Below are 14,556 nucleotides of genomic sequence, written 5' to 3' on the forward strand. Positions count from 1 at the left end.
GGATTGGCAGGCAATGGCTGATATCTCCTTCAAATCCTTCATCATGGCGGGCTTCGAATGTTCGTCGCACCGCCGCCTGGGCGACGGCGTCCGTCTCGATCTGATCGCCAGCACCGGGCACGACCGGCTGGTCCGGGAGGATTATCGGAGCTGCGCGCGGCATGGCCTGCTCACCATCCGCGACGGCCTGCGCTGGCACCTGATCGAGCGCGAGCCGGGCCGCTACGACTGGTCGAGCTGGTTGCCCATGCTGGAAGCGGCGGCCGAGAGCGGGGTGCAGGTGATGTGGGACCTCTTCCACTACGGCTCGCCCGACCATCTCGACCAGGGCAGTGCGGAGTTCACCCGTTCCTATGCCCGCTTCGCGGCGGCGGCGGTGCGGCTCCACCGGGAGGTGACCGGCACGGCCGCGATCGTCTGCCCCTTGAACGAAATCTCCTTCCTCACCTGGGCGGCGAACAACGGCGTGTTCCCCGCCATCGGCGCCGGCGAGCAGGCGGGCTGGCTGGGGCGCCACCTGGTCGGCACCGCGATCGCCGGCATGCGCGCGATGCGGGAGGTCGATCCCGATTGCCGCTTCATCTGGGCGGAGCCGCTGATCAACGTCCGTCCCAAAACTACCGTCGAGGCCGACGCCGCCGAGGCCAAAAGGCTCAGCCAATATCACGCCTATGACATGCTGAGCGGCCGCACGGCGCCCGAACTCGGCGGCTCGCCTGACTGGCTGGATGCAGTCGGGATCAATTTCTACTCGGACAATCAATGGTATCTGGACGGCTCGACGATCCCGCTCGGCCGCCACGACTACCGCCCGCTTGCCGACATGCTGGTCGAGACGTACCAGCGCTACGGGCGTCCGCTGCTCATTTCGGAAACCGGCGCCGAAGGCTCCGCCCGCCCCGCCTGGTTCCATTATGTCTGTGACGAGGTGCGCGAAGCGATCCGGCAGGGCGTTCCGGTGCAGGGCGTCTGCATCTACCCAATCGCCAGCTTTCCCGGCTGGGACGACGAGCGCCACAGGCAGTTCGGCCTGTTCAGCGTCCCGCGCGCGCACGGCCAACGCGACGCCTATCAGCCCCTGGCGGCCGAGCTCGCGCGCCAGCAGGAACTGCTCGAGCGCGAGCGCAGCCCTGAAGTCCGGCGCGCCGCCGGCCGCTGAGCGCCGTCTGGGCGTCGTGCCAGGCTACGCTCCAGAGCAAGGGTCTGCCTGATTGGGCGTTCGGCCGGGCCTTCTAGCCTTGACCACTGTGGAACAGATCAACATGAAATGAGATAACATTTCCCTTGACGTTCTTTGCCGTTCAGGCAGACTTCCTCGACATCGATGGAGGCGGATATGACTTTGCTGAAGGCAAACGCGTCGAAGCTGCTGTCCGGAATTCTCGCAGTCTCTGTAGTGGCGACGCTCCTTGCCGGATTGATGTCCAGCCATTCCTTCACGACGCGGGAAGATCTCAAGACATTCGATGTCAGCGAGTCGTTCGGCGCGAAGGCTTTCCAGCCTGTCCACGAAAGCGTTCCTGCGGAAACGCCACGGTTGACGGCCGGGGAGATTGTTTCCGCTGAGCAGCCCGAAGTCGCGCCGGAGCCGATGCCGGCCCCGCTTCCGGGCCTGGTCGCGCCCCCTCCGCTACTGAGCATGAAGCCTGCTCCACCGGTCTCCGCAGTTTATCCCGAGAATAGTCGCTTTCAAGAGCTGCAAACCAACCGCGAGACGGCGGTGACCCGTGCGCCGGTCTCGACCTTCTCGGTGGACGTGGACACGGCGTCCTACGCCAACATTCGCCGCATCGTCCGCGCCGGAGAAGCCGTCCCGCCGGAGGCCGTTCGCGTCGAGGAGATGCTGAACTATTTTCGCTATGATCTGGCGCTTCCTCAGCAGGGCGCGCCGGTGGCGATCACCACCGACGTCGTCCGCACGCCCTGGAACGACCGGACGCTGCTTTTGCGCGTGGCGCTGGCAGCCCGCGACGTGCCGCCATCCGCGCGACCGGCCGCCAACCTCGTGTTTCTAGTCGACGTGTCCGGGTCTATGTCGCCTCCGGACAGGCTCGAGCTGGTAAAGCGGGCGCTTTCCGCGCTCGCCGAGCAGGTGCGGCCCCAAGATCGTGTTGCGATCGTCACCTACGCCGACGGCTCGGCCGTCGCGTTGCCACCCACCAGCGACCGCGCGCGCATCAAGCGTGCGGTCGCCAGGCTTCGATCCGGCGGCGCCACCGCCGGTGGAGAAGGCATTGCGCTCGCCTACCAACAGGCGCGGCTCGCCTTCGTCTCGGGCGGCATAAACCGGGTCGTGCTCGCGACCGATGGCGACTTCAATGTGGGCGTCAGCGATCCCGCCGCGCTGAAGATGCTGGTCGAGCGAGAGCGTGATCGTGGCGTCACGCTCTCCACCTTGGGGGTGGGCGAGTATAACGACCGGCTGATGGAGACGCTCGCGGATGCCGGCGATGGGAATGCTTCGTTCATCGATGGCGACGCCGAAATCCGCAAGGTGCTCGGGCGCGAGCTGTCCGGGACGCTTCAGGTCGTCGCGAAGGACGTGAAGGCTCAGGTCGAGTTCAATCCGGACGCAATTCAATCCTATCGCCAGATCGGCTATGAGAACCGCCAGCTCGCCGAACGCGATTTCGGCGACGATCGCATCGATGCGGGTGATGTCGGGGCGGGTCACCAGGTCACGGCGCTTTACGAGATTACGCCGACGACGGGGAATGTCGCCTCGCATCGGCGCTACGCCGCCAACCGGGCCGCGGGCGGCCAGACGAACGCGGTCCCAGAGGCGCTGTTCGTCAAGGTTCGTTACAAGGATCCGTCGGGCGGGCGTTCGCTCCTGCTCGAGCAGGCGGTTTCGGGCGAGCTGATGACGCGAGCGCGCGAACCGGCCGGTGACACCGCCTTTGCTGCCGCAGTGGCCGCGTTCGGCCAGCATCTCAGGGGCGATCCCGCTATCGTCGGGTTCGGCCGGTCCGAAATCCTGGGCCTGGCCGGCCCGCAGCGCGATCCGCTCCGCCGCGAGTTCCTCGACCTGGTTCGCGGCCTGCCCGCGTCGCCCGGGGCCGGCATCGATCCTCCCCTCGCCGCTCCGCATAGCCAGTCCGATCAGGCCGAAAGCGAAGGCGCGTCCGGAGCGATACTGGCCTTTCTCGTCCTCATTCTCGGGGCGGCCTTCGCGTTCATCTTGCGGAGCTCGATACGGGCTGCGTCGGTTGGAACGGCAAACTTCAACGATGGTCCATCATCTTGCCCGGCGGTCGCCGAAGCCGACCGGGCGGCCGCGCTGAGCAGCGATGCCGACACCAGGACCACGATCGCCCACTTTACTAAGCTGCTGACCCGCGCCCGCATGCTTCAAGGATGCGACGCCGACGTCACCGCGGAGATCGACGCGATCGCGGAGCGTCATGCGCCGGGGTATCTGCGCGAGTATGCGGCTGCCCGCGCTCGCGCCGCCGACGGACGCGAGGCGGAGCTGGAACGCAATCTCCGCGCCGCGCTGGAGATCCTGTCCACGCGCCTGGCCGAGTTGCTCGATCAGCAGACCAGTCGCGACGTTCAGCGGATGGACGGGCACCAGAGTTTCCTGCGCCAGCGCCATTTCGGCGCACCGCCGCTTCAGGCCTGAGGGGAAGCGCCGGCCGCAGCCAGGCCCATGGTCACATAGTCCAATTTCCGGTGGCAAGGACGGGCAGGGCGTCCGCAGCCTACCGGCTGGCCGGCCGGGGATAGCCTGACGATGCGGAGCTAATTGCCTCCATAACGGACCTTATCCAGCGAGACCGGTCCACGGTGCCCGGCTAGTTTTCTCCAAGCCTGGCAAGGGCATGGGGGAGCAGAAGTGGTCAGTCTCGTCAAGGGGCAAACCGTCCCACTGGAAAAACGCGGCGGCGGCGCGCTGACCCGGGTCACCATGGGGCTCGGCTGGGACGTTCGCAAATCCAAGGGCCTGTTCGGCCTGTTCGGCGGGGGTGGCGGTGACATCGATCTCGACGCCTCCTGCCTGCTGTTCGACGGCGCGCGCAGGCTCACTGACCAGGTCTGGTTTCGCCAGCTCAAGAGCAGCGACGGCAGCATCGTCCATTCGGGCGACAATCTGACCGGCGCCGGCGACGGCGACGACGAGATGATCACGGTCGACCTGACGCGCCTGCCTGCCTCCGTGACGGCTCTGGTGTTCACGGTGAACAGCTTTCGGGGCGACACGTTCGACCGCATCGAGAACGCCTATTGCCGATTGGTCGATGCGACCACCAGCGCCGAACTGGCGCGCTACGATCTGACCGGCGCCGGTCCGCATACCGGGCAGGTGATGGCGCAGATGAACCGAGCCGGCGGCGCCTGGGAGATGAAGGCGCTGGGCGTCCGGACCCGCGGCCAGACTTTCCACGACATGATGGACGCCATCACCGCGGCGCTCTGACGCTGGCCGGCTGACGCGTGAACAGGAACCCGACGTGACCGAGATGCAGCAAGGCGGCAATGCCCCCGTTCCGGAGAGCCGCCTCGTCATCGCCCTTGATCTGGCGGCGGCGGGCGGTCGTGGTGCAGCCGCCGACCCGTCGAGCTACCTGCTGACCGCCGCCGGCGAAGTTCGCGGCGACCACGACATGATCTTCTACAATCAGCCGGAAGGTGCCGGCGGGGCGATCCGTTTCAATCCCGGCAACGGCGATGGGCGGGGCAGCTTCGAGGTCGATCTGGGGCTGGTGCCCGGCGAAATCGAGCGGATCGTCTTCTGCGTCACCCTGGACGCGGCGCAGGCGACGGGCCAGACCCTCGCCCTGCTCGACGGAGCGGAGATCCTCGTCGGTCCGATCGGACGACCGGCCTCGCTCCGCTTCCGCCCGGCGCTTGCGGATGCACGCGAAGCGGCGATGACGTTCGGCGAGCTCTACCGCCGCAACGGTCAGTGGAAGTTTCGGGCTGTGGGGCAGGGCTTCAACGGCGGGCTCGGCCCGTTGGCGCGCTCGTTCGGCATCGACGTGGCCGACCAGCCTGCCGCCGCTCCAGCGCCGAAGCCTGCCGCCCCTCCGCCGGCCGCCGCGCCCGTCCGTCTAACCAAGGTGACGCTGGAGAAGCGCGGCCAGACGGTCAGCCTGGAGAAGAAGGGGGCGAGCTTCGGCGAGATCGTCGTCAACCTGAACTGGTCGCGCGGCAAGCGCGGCGGCTTCTTCGGCGGCGGCACCGCAATCGACCTCGATCTGGGCTGCCTGTTCGAGCTCGCCGACAGCCGCAAGGGTGTCGTGCAGGCGCTCGGCAACGTGTTCGGATCATTCGAGCAGCCGCCCTTCATCGCGCTGTCGGGCGACGACCGGACCGGCGACGTCGCGGCAGGCGAAACGCTGCGGATCAACGGCGCGCGCTGGAGCGAGCTTCGCCGGATCGCGATCTTCGCCAACATCTACTCCGGCGTTCCGAACTGGCAGCAGACGGACGGGGTGGTGCTGGTCACCATGCCCGACCAGCCGCCGATCGAAGTGCGCATGACGGAAGGGCGCAACGACCAGCGCCTGTGCGGCATCGTGCTGATCGAGAATGACGGCGGGCGGCTCAAGGCGACCCGGATCGTCGACTATTTCCGCGACCAGCAAGTGCTCGACGAGGCTCTGGGCTGGGGCCTGCGCTGGACCGCGGGAAGCAAGGATTAGGGGGACGAACGTGCTGCTGCGCTACTATAAAGGCTCCTTCATCTTCACCGGCATCTGCCTGGCGCTTGCCGGCTGGCTCGGTTGGTCGCTGACCGGCAACGTGATCGGCATGCTAGGCATCCTGTGGATCGTGATGGTGCTGGGCGTGCTCGAGACCTCCTTGTCCTTCGACAATGCCGTGGTGAACGCGACCGTCCTGCGCGGCATGACGCCGGTCTGGCGGCAGCGTTTCCTGACCTGGGGCATCCTGATCGCGGTGTTCGGGATGCGGATCGTGTTTCCGCTGGCGATCGTCGCGATTGCGGCAAAGATGGGCCCGATCGACGCCGTCATGCTCGCCGCGACCGACCCCGCCCGCTACGAGGAGATCATCCGCGGCGCACACACCGGCATTGCCGGGTTCGGCGGCGCCTTTCTCGCCATGGTCGGCCTCACCTTCTTCCTCGACGAGGAAAAGGAGGTGCATTGGATCGGCCTGATCGAGCGCCCTTGTAAGGGTCTGTCCGGCATCAACGGCCTGGCGATCGGCATTGTGCTGCTGACTCTCTATGGGATTGGGCGTCTGCTCGAGCCCGACGAGGCCATGACGTTCCTCGTCGCTGGCATTTTCGGACTGCTGACCTTCATCGGTGTAGAGATTTTCAACGGGCTCCTGGAGGCGAGGGGCAAAGCCGGCGCGGCCATGGCCGGGCTCGGCGGCTTTCTCTATCTCGAAGTGCTGGACGCCTCCTTCTCGTTCGACGGCGTGATCGGCGCGTTCGCGCTGTCCAACAACCTGTTCATCATCGCCCTGGGGCTCGGCATCGGCGCGATGTTCGTCCGGTCGATGACCGTTATGCTGGTCGAACGCGGCACCCTCACCGAGTACCGGTTCCTGGAGCATGGCGCCTTCTACGCGATCATCGCGCTGGCCGCGATCATGCTCCTGTCGGCCCGCTTCCACATCCCGGAAACCATCACCGGCCTGATCGGCGCGGTGCTGATCGGGCTCGCTTTCTGGGCTTCGGTCCGCAGCAACCGCGCCGACGGGGCGGCCGAACCGGAACCGGTCGCGCCCACCGGCGAGCGGCTCAACATCTGATCACCGAAAACGCGGGAGGGATTCATGTCCGTAAGCCTGTCCAAGGGCGGCAACGTCAGCCTGTCAAAGGAGGATCCCGGCCTCAGCAAACTGCTGATTGGCCTCGGCTGGGATACCCGCACCACCGACGGAGCCGACTTCGACCTGGACGCCAGCGCTTTCCTGCTGGCCCTCGGCGACCGGGTGCGCAGCGACGAAGACTTCATCTTCTACAACAACCTGCGCTCGGGCGATGGCTCGGTCGAGCATACCGGCGACAACCGCACCGGCGAGGGCGAAGGGGACGACGAGTCCTTGAAAGTCGATCTCTCGCGCGTCCCGCAGCAGGTGCAGAAGATCGCTGTCGCGGTCACGATCCATGACGGCGAGGCGCGGCGGCAGAGCTTCGGCATGGTCTCGAACGCCTTTATCCGCGTGGTCAACGATACGACCGGGCGCGAGATCGCCCGCTACGATCTTTCGGAAGACGCCTCGACCGAGACCGCGATGATCTTCGGCGAGGTTTACCGGCACAATGCCGAGTGGAAGTTCCGCGCCGTCGGCCAGGGCTACAAGGGCGGCCTCGGTCCGCTCGCCCGCAACTACGGCGTCAACGTCGGCTGAGCGGCTGTCCCAATCATCCTGGAGGAGCAATTTACATGGCGGTTTCCCTTACCAAGGGCGGGAATGTCAGCCTCAGCAAGGCGGCGCCCGGCCTGAAGAGCATTCGGGTCGGCCTCGGCTGGGACACGCGCGTGACCGACGGCAGCGGGTTCGATCTCGACGCCAGCGTGTTCGTGCTGAATGACGGCGGTAAGGTGCGGTCCGACGCGGACTTCATCTTCTACAACAATCCAAGGGGTGCGGGCGGCGCTGTCGACCATCAGGGCGACAACCTGACCGGCGAAGGCGAGGGCGACGACGAGGTGGTGCTGGTCGGGCTCGATCGGCTGCCGTCGGATGTGCAGAAGCTGAGCTTCGCCGTCACCATCCACGAGGCGGACGGCAGACGTCAGAATTTCGGCATGGTCAGCAACGCCTTCATTCGCGTCGTCAACGCCGACGGCGGGACCGAGATCGCGCGCTATGACCTGTCGGAGGACGCCTCCACGGAGACCGCGATGATCTTCGGCGAGCTCTACCGCAACGGGGCGGAGTGGAAGTTCAAGGCGATCGGTCAGGGCTTTGCCGGCGGGCTGGCGCCGCTCGCCCGCTCATTCGGCGTCAACATCTGACCGCCGCGTCAGCCCCGCTCTGACCGGGCAATCGCGATGCGCGATCTTGTGGCCGGCGAGCGTGCCGCCGTCGACGAGGAGCTTTCGCTCGGGCTTCTGGAACCGCTGCGCCCGCCGCTGATGCTGGCCCTGGTCGCGCTCGACCGTTCGCGCAAGGCGAGCCGCGCCTTCGAGCCCATCGACTCCGCCAACCGGGAGATGCGGCCGGCAGCACGCTTCGAGGAGGGCGGGCGTCTTTCCCTCTGGCTGGGGCAGATGCCCGGCGAGGTGGATCGGCTCGCCATTGTTGCCTTCCTGGCGAGCGGGCCTGGGGGCGGGCTGAGCTTCCGGGATTATGGCGCGCTCACCTTGCTGGGCGGCTCGGTGCGCTTTCGCGTCGATCTCAACGATCGGCCGGACACGGCGCTGATCCTGGCCGAGCTATACCGGCACGGGGGCGGCTGGCGACTGGCCGCGAATGGCGGCGGTTCCGTGCAGGGCCTGGCAGGCGTAGCGGAGGCGTTCGCCATCGAGGGTGGCTGGGCGCGGCGACTGCTGCATGCGCCGGCGACGCGGGACGAGGTCGGCCCGGAGCGGGGTCGGGTGGGCTCGCAATCGTCCGGTAGCGGCGTCGCTGTGGATGCTCGTCATGTGCTGAGCAACGCCCATGTGGTCGAGGAGGCGAAGGGGATCGCGGTGCTCGGCGACGGGCGCAGCCAGGCCGCGGAACTCGTCTTCGCCGATCCTCGAAACGACCTGGCGCTGCTGAGGGTAGAACAGCCGTTGCCGGCGCTCGCCCGCTTCCGGGCGGGACTCGATCTTCACCTTGGCGAGGATGTGGTCGCGCTCGGCTTCCCGCTGCAGGGCCTGCTCGGATCGGGGCCGCAGGCGAGCGCCGGCAACATCGCCGGGCTGTGCGGGATCGGCAATGACAGCAGCGTTTTCCAGTTCACCGCACCGATCGCGAGCGGCAATAGCGGCGGTCCGATCTTCGATAATTCCGGCCATCTGCTCGGACTGGTCTGTTCCTCGCTGAACATCGATCGGATCCGTGCCGCGGGCGGCAATGCCGAGAACATCAATTTCGGGGTCAAGGGCGCAATCGTACGCAGCTTCCTGGACGCGTTCGGGATCGAGCCGCAGCTGGCCGGCCCATCGGCCCCGATCGGCCGCGCCGAAATGGTCCGGCAGGCGCGCGCGACGATCTATCGGATCGGCTGCACGTGCTGAGCTCCAGTGAACGAGCTGCCGGCGAAGCCCGAACGGTGGTGCTGCCGACAGGTATTCTCCGGCTCGAGGCCGAAGCCGGGCCGTGGCAGCTCGACGACTTGTGCGGGTTCGCTGCAAGGAACAATCCGAAGCGCGGCTTCCTCGTCGTCTCGCGTGTGCTAGGCCGCCACTTGCCTGCCCCGCCGGATCTGATGCGGGCCTGCGCTCGCGATCTGGCGGCGCTCGTCCCCGACGACCTGCCCGGACCGGTACTTGTCTTCGGGCTCGCCGAAACGGCGATCTGCCTGGCGCAAACCGTGCATGAAGAGCTTCGTCGCCGCACCGGGCGCGACGACATCTTCTTCCTGCACTCGACTCGTCAGCGGATCGATCACCCGCTGCTCTGCCGGTTCGAGGAACCGCACAGCCATGCCTCGGCCCACCTCGTCTATCGGCCGGCGGTGGCAGACTTCGCGCCTCCGCAAAGCCTGGTGCTGATCGATGATGAAGTCTCGACGGGACGCACGCTCATCAATGCGGGCAGCGCGCTGGTAGGGGTCTGGCCGGGTGTCGAAATAATCGTAGCCGCTTCGCTCACCGACTGGTCCGATGGCGAGTGGCTTGAACGGATGCCGCGCCCGGGCTCGGCGGTCGCGCTGCTGAGCGGACGGCTGACCTGGGCCCCGACGGCCGAGCGCTCGCCCTGCACCGGGTTCGAGAACCGGGCGTCCGCACTCGGTGAACTGACGGCGCATCCCAGTTCCGGACGGCTCGGGCTTCGTGCTCCGGTCTCCCCGCAACCCATCGCGACGCCGGATGCGAGAGGCCCGGTCCGGATCATCGGCACCGGCGAGTTCACCTATCCGCCGTTTCTGCTTGCCGAGCGGCTCCAGCGGGCGGGGCATGACGTCGTGGTCCAGGCCACAAGCCGGAGCCCCGCGCGGCTTGGCGGCGCGATGGGCACGGGGCTCCGCTTCCGCGACAATTACGAGACCGGCGTTCCGAATTTCCTTTACAACGCCGACCTCGACGACGGTCGCGCCAACTGGCTCTGCCATGAAACGCCGGAGGGCAGCATCGACCCGAGCCTGGTGGAGGCGCTGGGCGCGGAGCTGGTGCGGTGGGCGGCATGATCGGCGCGATCGCGCTCGTCGATCTGGACGATACCCTGTTCCAGACCCGGCGCAAATGCCCGCCCGACCTTGCCGACGAGCAATTGACCCCGCTCGGCTTCGCCCGCGACGGCTCGCCGCTGAGCTTCGCGACCCCTCGTCAGTTGACCTTCCTTCGGTGGCTGTCCGAAACCACGCACCTGGTGCCCGTGACGGCGCGCAGCCTGGACGCGCTCCGCCGGGTCCACGTGCCTCACGCCGCGGCGATCTGTGCGCATGGCGGCGTGATCCTCGACCAAGCGGGCGCGATCGACCAGGGCTGGCATGCCCATATGGCGGAGCAAGCGGCGCCGCATGCCGCGGCCTTGAGCGAGATGGCGGAGGCGATCGCCGAAGAAGGCCGCCGTCGCGGCGAGCCGGTCAGCGTGCGTGTGCTGAGTGAAGACGGGGTTCCGCTCTACCTGCTCGCCAAGCATCCCGATGCGGATGTGCAGGCGCTCGACAAGGTCGTGGATGCCGCCTTGGCGAAACTGCCGTCCGGCTGGACCGAGCATCGCAACGGCAACAATGTCGCTGTTCTGCCACCGCATCTCGGCAAGCACCGCGCGGTTCGGCACATCCTGCCGTCGCTGCGTGAGCGTTTTCCGAAGGCGCCGGTGATCGGGATCGGCGACAGCCGCACCGATGCCGCCTTCATGCGGCTGTGCGACTTCGCGATGCTGCCGACCGCCTCCCAGCTTTCGGAGCGACTGCTCGATGCTTGCTGAGCGCAGGCCCGGGACCGGCGCGCTGCCCTTCTCGGGAAGCTATCTGCCGGACGATGTGATTTTCCTGCTGAAGCCCGTCAGGCTCGCGCCAACGGACGTCCGAGACAAGGAGGCGCTGATCCAGTCGGGACGCCGGCACTATTCGGAAATGATCTCCGAAGAGCAGGCGCCTGGCGCGGATTACCTCCGCCTGTTCGAGGAGGCGCTTGCCCGGAACGGAGCCCGCCTGGCCGGCGACATCGCCAGCCTCGCCGCTCATCTGGCCGCCCGCTCCGGTGGCCGGCAAGTGGTGATCGCTTCGCTCGCCCGCGCAGGCACGCCGATCGGAGTGCTGCTGCTGCGTACGCTTCGCGCCGGTGGGTGCCCCGCCGTCCATTACTCGGTCAGCATCATCCGTGACCGCGGCATCGATCGCAATGCGCTGGCGCACATTGCGGCCCGACACGACCCGGCCGACGTGGTGTTTGTCGATGGCTGGACCGGCAAGGGCGCGATCGCGGGCGAGCTGCGCCGCAGCCTCACCGACCGGCCGTTCGGTTTCGCGCCGATCCTGGCGGTCGTCGCCGATCCCGCGGGACAGGCCGACATCGCGGCCAGCCCGGACGATTATCTGATCGCCTCGGGGCTGCTCGGCGGGATCGTATCGGGCCTGGTGAGCCGCTCGATTCAGAGCGCGGAAACGGTCGGGCCGGGCGACTTCCACGCCTGCGTCACCTTTCCGCATCTTCGTGACGAAGATGCCTCCCGGCGCTTCGTCGACACCGTCGCGCCGCTTGCGATCGGGGCGACGGCAAGGCCGATCGGGCGGCATGCGACCGGGCGCGGCCGGCTCGCCCGCGCCTGTGAGGCGATGCTTGCCGAGCTGATGGAGCGGACCGGAACCACCGACCGGAACCGGATCAAGCCCGGTATCGCCGAGGCCACGCGGGCTTTCCTCCGGCGCGTTCCGAACCGGCTCTTCCTCCGGGACGCGGGCGATCCGGACCTCGCGCACCTGCTTCTCCTCGCTCGGCACGCGGAGGTCCCGGTTGAGCGCTTGTCCGGCGACTGCGCTTACCGGGCGGTCGCGATCATCCGGCAGCTGGGTGGAGGCCGGGCATGAGTCTGGACCCGCTGGCGCTTGGGGCGACGCTTTACCTGCCGGCCATGCGGAGCGATCTCGGCCGGATCATCTTCGGCGGACGGGTGCCTGGGCTGCGATCCGCCGTGCTCTGCCTTGAAGATGCGGTTCGGGAGGAGGATGTGCCGGAGGCGCTCCGTAATCTCGCCGCCTTTCTCCGCCACCTGGCATTGCGAGGCGAGCAGGCGCAGCCGCTCCTGTTCGTGCGGCCGCGCGGGCCCGACATGCTTGCCCATGTCTTGCGCATGCCCGGCGCGGATCGGCTGACCGGCTTCGTCCTACCCAAGGCGACTGCGGACAAGCTCCCGGCCTATCTCGCGCTTCCTCTCCGCCCGGAGCACCGGTTGATGCCGACTCTGGAAACGCGCGAGATGTTCGACCCTTGGGAGGTGCGCCGGCTTCGTGAGCAGCTGCTTGCCGTGCAGGATCGAGTGCTCGCGCTCCGCATCGGCGGCAACGACTTGTTGAAAGCGCTCGGCTGCCGCCGATCCACTGCCCGGACCTGCTATGACGGCCCGCTCGGGGCCGTGATCGCCAGCCTCGCCGGCGCATTCCTGCCGTGGGGCTTCGCGCTGAGCGCGCCGGTCATGGAGCGGTTCGACGCGCCGGACCTGCTTCGGGCCGAGGTGGCCCGCGACATCGAACATGGCCTCCTCACCAAGACGGCGATCCACCCGGCGCAGGTGCCGGTGATCCACGCAGCGCTCGCCGTCGCTCCGGGCGAGCTCGCGGATGCGCATGTCATCCTGGCCGCCGACACGCCCGCCGTGTTCGCCCGCGAGGGCGCGATGTGCGAGCCGGCCACCCACCGCTGCTGGGCCGGTAGGCTGGTCCGCCGCGCGGAACTGTTCGGCGTCGCGGATCCGCTTCCGATTGGCCGCAGGAATGCGAGCGCGTGATCAGGGGATTGGATCGTCGCTCCCGTACCGGCGCTCGATGAAGCGCAGGTTGGCCGCGAAGTCGTTGATGTCCTGCTGGGCGAGTGAGCGGGACAGCGCGGCGGCGCGCTCCAGCATGCGATCAACCGCTGCGTTGAACTCGTAGCTCGCGGAACGGCCGGTCGCGCGGAAGATTTCGGCGCGGTGCGCGGGCGGGATGTCGGCATAGCTTGCAAGCAGCCGTGGCAGGTGAACATCGCGCATCTGCCTCACCTCGATCATGGCGGAGGCGAGCAGCGGATCGGCTTCAACCCGCGCCTCGATATCGGCGATCATAGCCAGCAGCTTGGCGACACGCGGCCGGGAGGCGTTGGGCAGCCGTTCATCCTCGGCCGTGAGCGGCGTGGTCGGGGACGCCTCCGAAGCCCGCTCGGCAGGTTCGCGCGGAGCTGACCCGGCCCCGCTGAACAGAGCCGCGATCCGCTGAAGGAGGCCGGGGCCGTTGCCGGTCAATAGATCCCGCCTTCGCGCTCAAGAAAATCCTGTTCGGACGGACTGCGAGCCGGGTTCGGGCGCTGCGAACTGCGAGGCTGCGGGCGCGCTCGCTTCGGCGTGGGGGAACGCTGGACCGGAGCTCTCGCCAAGGGACGTGTCGCCGCACGATCGCTCGGGCGTGAAGCAGGCGCGGCGGTCGCGATCCGGCCGACTTCATTGTCGGTGAGACGGCGGATTTCGAACAGCCGCGCTTCGATCAGGCTTGGGTCGCGCGCGATCGCTTCGGCGGCTTGGATGTGGCGAGCGACCAAGGCCTGGGGCTGGAACCGCGCGGGCCGAGTGGCCTCGCCCTGGCTTTCGACGAGATCGCCGCGGCTGGCCAAGTGGTCGAAAGCCACGCAATGATCGAAGTCGGTAACGGCCCCGGTCCGGCTCTGCACGTCGAAGCAATGATCGCTATAGGCCGCTGCGCCAGGCATTCCCGCCTCGCCGGCGATGCGCCTAAACTCCGCGACAGCTTTCTCGACCTGGCTGCGGTTGACGGGCTGGTCGCGAAAGGCCTGCGCGGCAAGGGCAGGCGATGTGGCGGCGACTCTGCCGCTTGAAGCCGGCACCCGCGCCGCCGGAGTCCCGCTGCCCTGCGCCAGCAGGTAGATGGCGCCTCCAAGCATGAGGATGCCTGCCGCCCCGATCCAGGCGGCGGCCCGCTGGCCGGCACGCACCGGCTCGGGCCGGTGGGGCGGGGGAGGCGTGGCGCGGGGGGAGGGCGGTTGGAAGGCGCGGGCAAGCTCGGCCCGGTCCCGCTCCTGACGCGCACGCTCCTGCGCATCGTAAGCCGCGCGGCGTTCGGGATCGCGGAGCGTCTGGTAAGCCTGGTTCAGCTCGGTGGCGGTGCGCTCGCCAACGGCGGCTCCGCCGGGCTGGATGTCCGGATGGTGCCGTTTCATCAACGCCTTGTAGGCAGCCTCGATCACCACCGGTTCGGCGTCGGGCAGCACATTCAGCAAAGTGTAGAGGCGGTTATGTTTGCGCATTCAGGCGTGCGGACAATGC

Annotated in this window: 13 protein-coding genes and 1 pseudogene; 12 read left to right on the top strand and 2 right to left on the bottom strand. The window is 67.8% G+C overall.

Annotation, left to right across the window (positions count from 1 at the left end; translation table 11 throughout):
- The 12 genes and pseudogenes from VF631_RS00005 to VF631_RS00060 all read left to right on the top strand — a co-directional run.
- A pseudogene (locus VF631_RS00005) lies at nucleotides 1-1,159 on the top strand (glycosyl transferase family 1); the annotation flags it as partial.
- Nucleotides 1,160-1,336: 177 nt separating this feature from the next.
- On the top strand, nucleotides 1,337-3,625 hold the full coding sequence (locus tag VF631_RS00010; RefSeq protein ID WP_431848204.1) for a vWA domain-containing protein: 2,289 nt from the start codon (nucleotides 1,337-1,339) through the stop codon (nucleotides 3,623-3,625).
- A 213-nt stretch (nucleotides 3,626-3,838) separates the two neighbouring features.
- Nucleotides 3,839-4,420, top strand: a complete 582-nt coding sequence (locus VF631_RS00015) for a TerD family protein (protein WP_431848205.1) — start codon at nucleotides 3,839-3,841, stop codon at nucleotides 4,418-4,420.
- A gap of 43 nt (nucleotides 4,421-4,463) precedes the next feature.
- Nucleotides 4,464-5,648, top strand: a complete 1,185-nt coding sequence (locus VF631_RS00020; RefSeq protein ID WP_431848240.1) for a TerD family protein — start codon at nucleotides 4,464-4,466, stop codon at nucleotides 5,646-5,648.
- Nucleotides 5,649-5,661: 13 nt separating this feature from the next.
- Nucleotides 5,662-6,729 (top strand): DUF475 domain-containing protein, encoded by a 1,068-nt coding sequence (locus VF631_RS00025; RefSeq protein WP_431848241.1) that lies wholly within the window; start codon nucleotides 5,662-5,664, stop codon nucleotides 6,727-6,729.
- 24 nt (nucleotides 6,730-6,753) lie between these two features.
- Nucleotides 6,754-7,332: a TerD family protein gene (locus VF631_RS00030; protein WP_431848206.1), complete on the top strand. Its 579-nt coding sequence runs from the start codon at nucleotides 6,754-6,756 to the stop codon at nucleotides 7,330-7,332.
- 35 nt (nucleotides 7,333-7,367) lie between these two features.
- Nucleotides 7,368-7,943, top strand: coding sequence for a TerD family protein (locus VF631_RS00035; RefSeq protein ID WP_431848207.1), 576 nt, complete (start codon nucleotides 7,368-7,370; stop codon nucleotides 7,941-7,943).
- Nucleotides 7,944-7,979: 36 nt separating this feature from the next.
- A complete protein-coding gene (locus tag VF631_RS00040; RefSeq protein ID WP_431848208.1) occupies nucleotides 7,980-9,152 on the top strand; it encodes a trypsin-like peptidase domain-containing protein in 1,173 nt (390 codons plus the stop codon).
- Nucleotides 9,146-10,264, top strand: coding sequence for a phosphoribosyltransferase domain-containing protein (locus tag VF631_RS00045; RefSeq protein WP_431848209.1), 1,119 nt, complete (start codon nucleotides 9,146-9,148; stop codon nucleotides 10,262-10,264). The genes VF631_RS00040 and VF631_RS00045 overlap by 7 nt, the downstream gene beginning before the upstream one ends.
- On the top strand, nucleotides 10,261-11,010 hold the full coding sequence (locus VF631_RS00050) for a hypothetical protein (RefSeq protein ID WP_431848242.1): 750 nt from the start codon (nucleotides 10,261-10,263) through the stop codon (nucleotides 11,008-11,010). Before VF631_RS00045 ends, VF631_RS00050 begins: the two co-directional genes overlap by 4 nt.
- Entirely contained in the window at nucleotides 11,000-12,112 is a 1,113-nt protein-coding gene (locus VF631_RS00055; RefSeq protein ID WP_431848210.1) for a cysteine protease StiP domain-containing protein, read from the top strand. Before VF631_RS00050 ends, VF631_RS00055 begins: the two co-directional genes overlap by 11 nt.
- The gene (locus tag VF631_RS00060) at nucleotides 12,109-13,029 is read left to right on the top strand and encodes an HpcH/HpaI aldolase/citrate lyase family protein (protein ID WP_431848211.1); all 921 of its coding nucleotides are present in this window, start codon (nucleotides 12,109-12,111) and stop codon (nucleotides 13,027-13,029) included. The genes VF631_RS00055 and VF631_RS00060 overlap by 4 nt, the downstream gene beginning before the upstream one ends.
- Here the strand turns inward: VF631_RS00060 and VF631_RS00065 are convergent, their stop codons facing one another.
- On the bottom strand, nucleotides 13,030-13,521 hold the full coding sequence (locus VF631_RS00065; protein ID WP_431848212.1) for a hypothetical protein: 492 nt from the start codon (nucleotides 13,519-13,521) through the stop codon (nucleotides 13,030-13,032).
- On the bottom strand, nucleotides 13,518-14,537 hold the full coding sequence (locus VF631_RS00070; RefSeq protein ID WP_431848213.1) for a J domain-containing protein: 1,020 nt from the start codon (nucleotides 14,535-14,537) through the stop codon (nucleotides 13,518-13,520). Before VF631_RS00070 ends, VF631_RS00065 begins: the two co-directional genes overlap by 4 nt.
- Between the last annotated feature and the right edge of the window lie 19 nt (nucleotides 14,538-14,556).

Origin of the sequence: Allosphingosinicella sp., from assembly GCF_036387615.1 — a bacterium.
In the GTDB taxonomy this organism is placed as follows: domain Bacteria; phylum Pseudomonadota; class Alphaproteobacteria; order Sphingomonadales; family Sphingomonadaceae; genus Allosphingosinicella.

Excerpts from the sequence above, each read along its gene's own strand:
- VF631_RS00010 (WP_431848204.1), top strand. The coding sequence starts at position 1,337 with ATGACTTTGCTGAAGGCAAACGCGTCGAAGCTGCTGTCCGGAATTCTC.
- VF631_RS00020 (WP_431848240.1), top strand. The coding sequence starts at position 4,464 with ATGCAGCAAGGCGGCAATGCCCCCGTTCCGGAGAGCCGCCTCGTCATC.
- VF631_RS00030 (WP_431848206.1), top strand. The coding sequence starts at position 6,754 with ATGTCCGTAAGCCTGTCCAAGGGCGGCAACGTCAGCCTGTCAAAGGAG.
- VF631_RS00035 (WP_431848207.1), top strand. The coding sequence starts at position 7,368 with ATGGCGGTTTCCCTTACCAAGGGCGGGAATGTCAGCCTCAGCAAGGCG.
- VF631_RS00040 (WP_431848208.1), top strand. The coding sequence starts at position 7,980 with ATGCGCGATCTTGTGGCCGGCGAGCGTGCCGCCGTCGACGAGGAGCTT.
- VF631_RS00050 (WP_431848242.1), top strand. The coding sequence starts at position 10,261 with ATGATCGGCGCGATCGCGCTCGTCGATCTGGACGATACCCTGTTCCAG.
- VF631_RS00055 (WP_431848210.1), top strand. The coding sequence starts at position 11,000 with ATGCTTGCTGAGCGCAGGCCCGGGACCGGCGCGCTGCCCTTCTCGGGA.
- VF631_RS00060 (WP_431848211.1), top strand. The coding sequence starts at position 12,109 with ATGAGTCTGGACCCGCTGGCGCTTGGGGCGACGCTTTACCTGCCGGCC.
- VF631_RS00070 (WP_431848213.1), bottom strand. The coding sequence starts at position 14,537 with ATGCGCAAACATAACCGCCTCTACACTTTGCTGAATGTGCTGCCCGAC.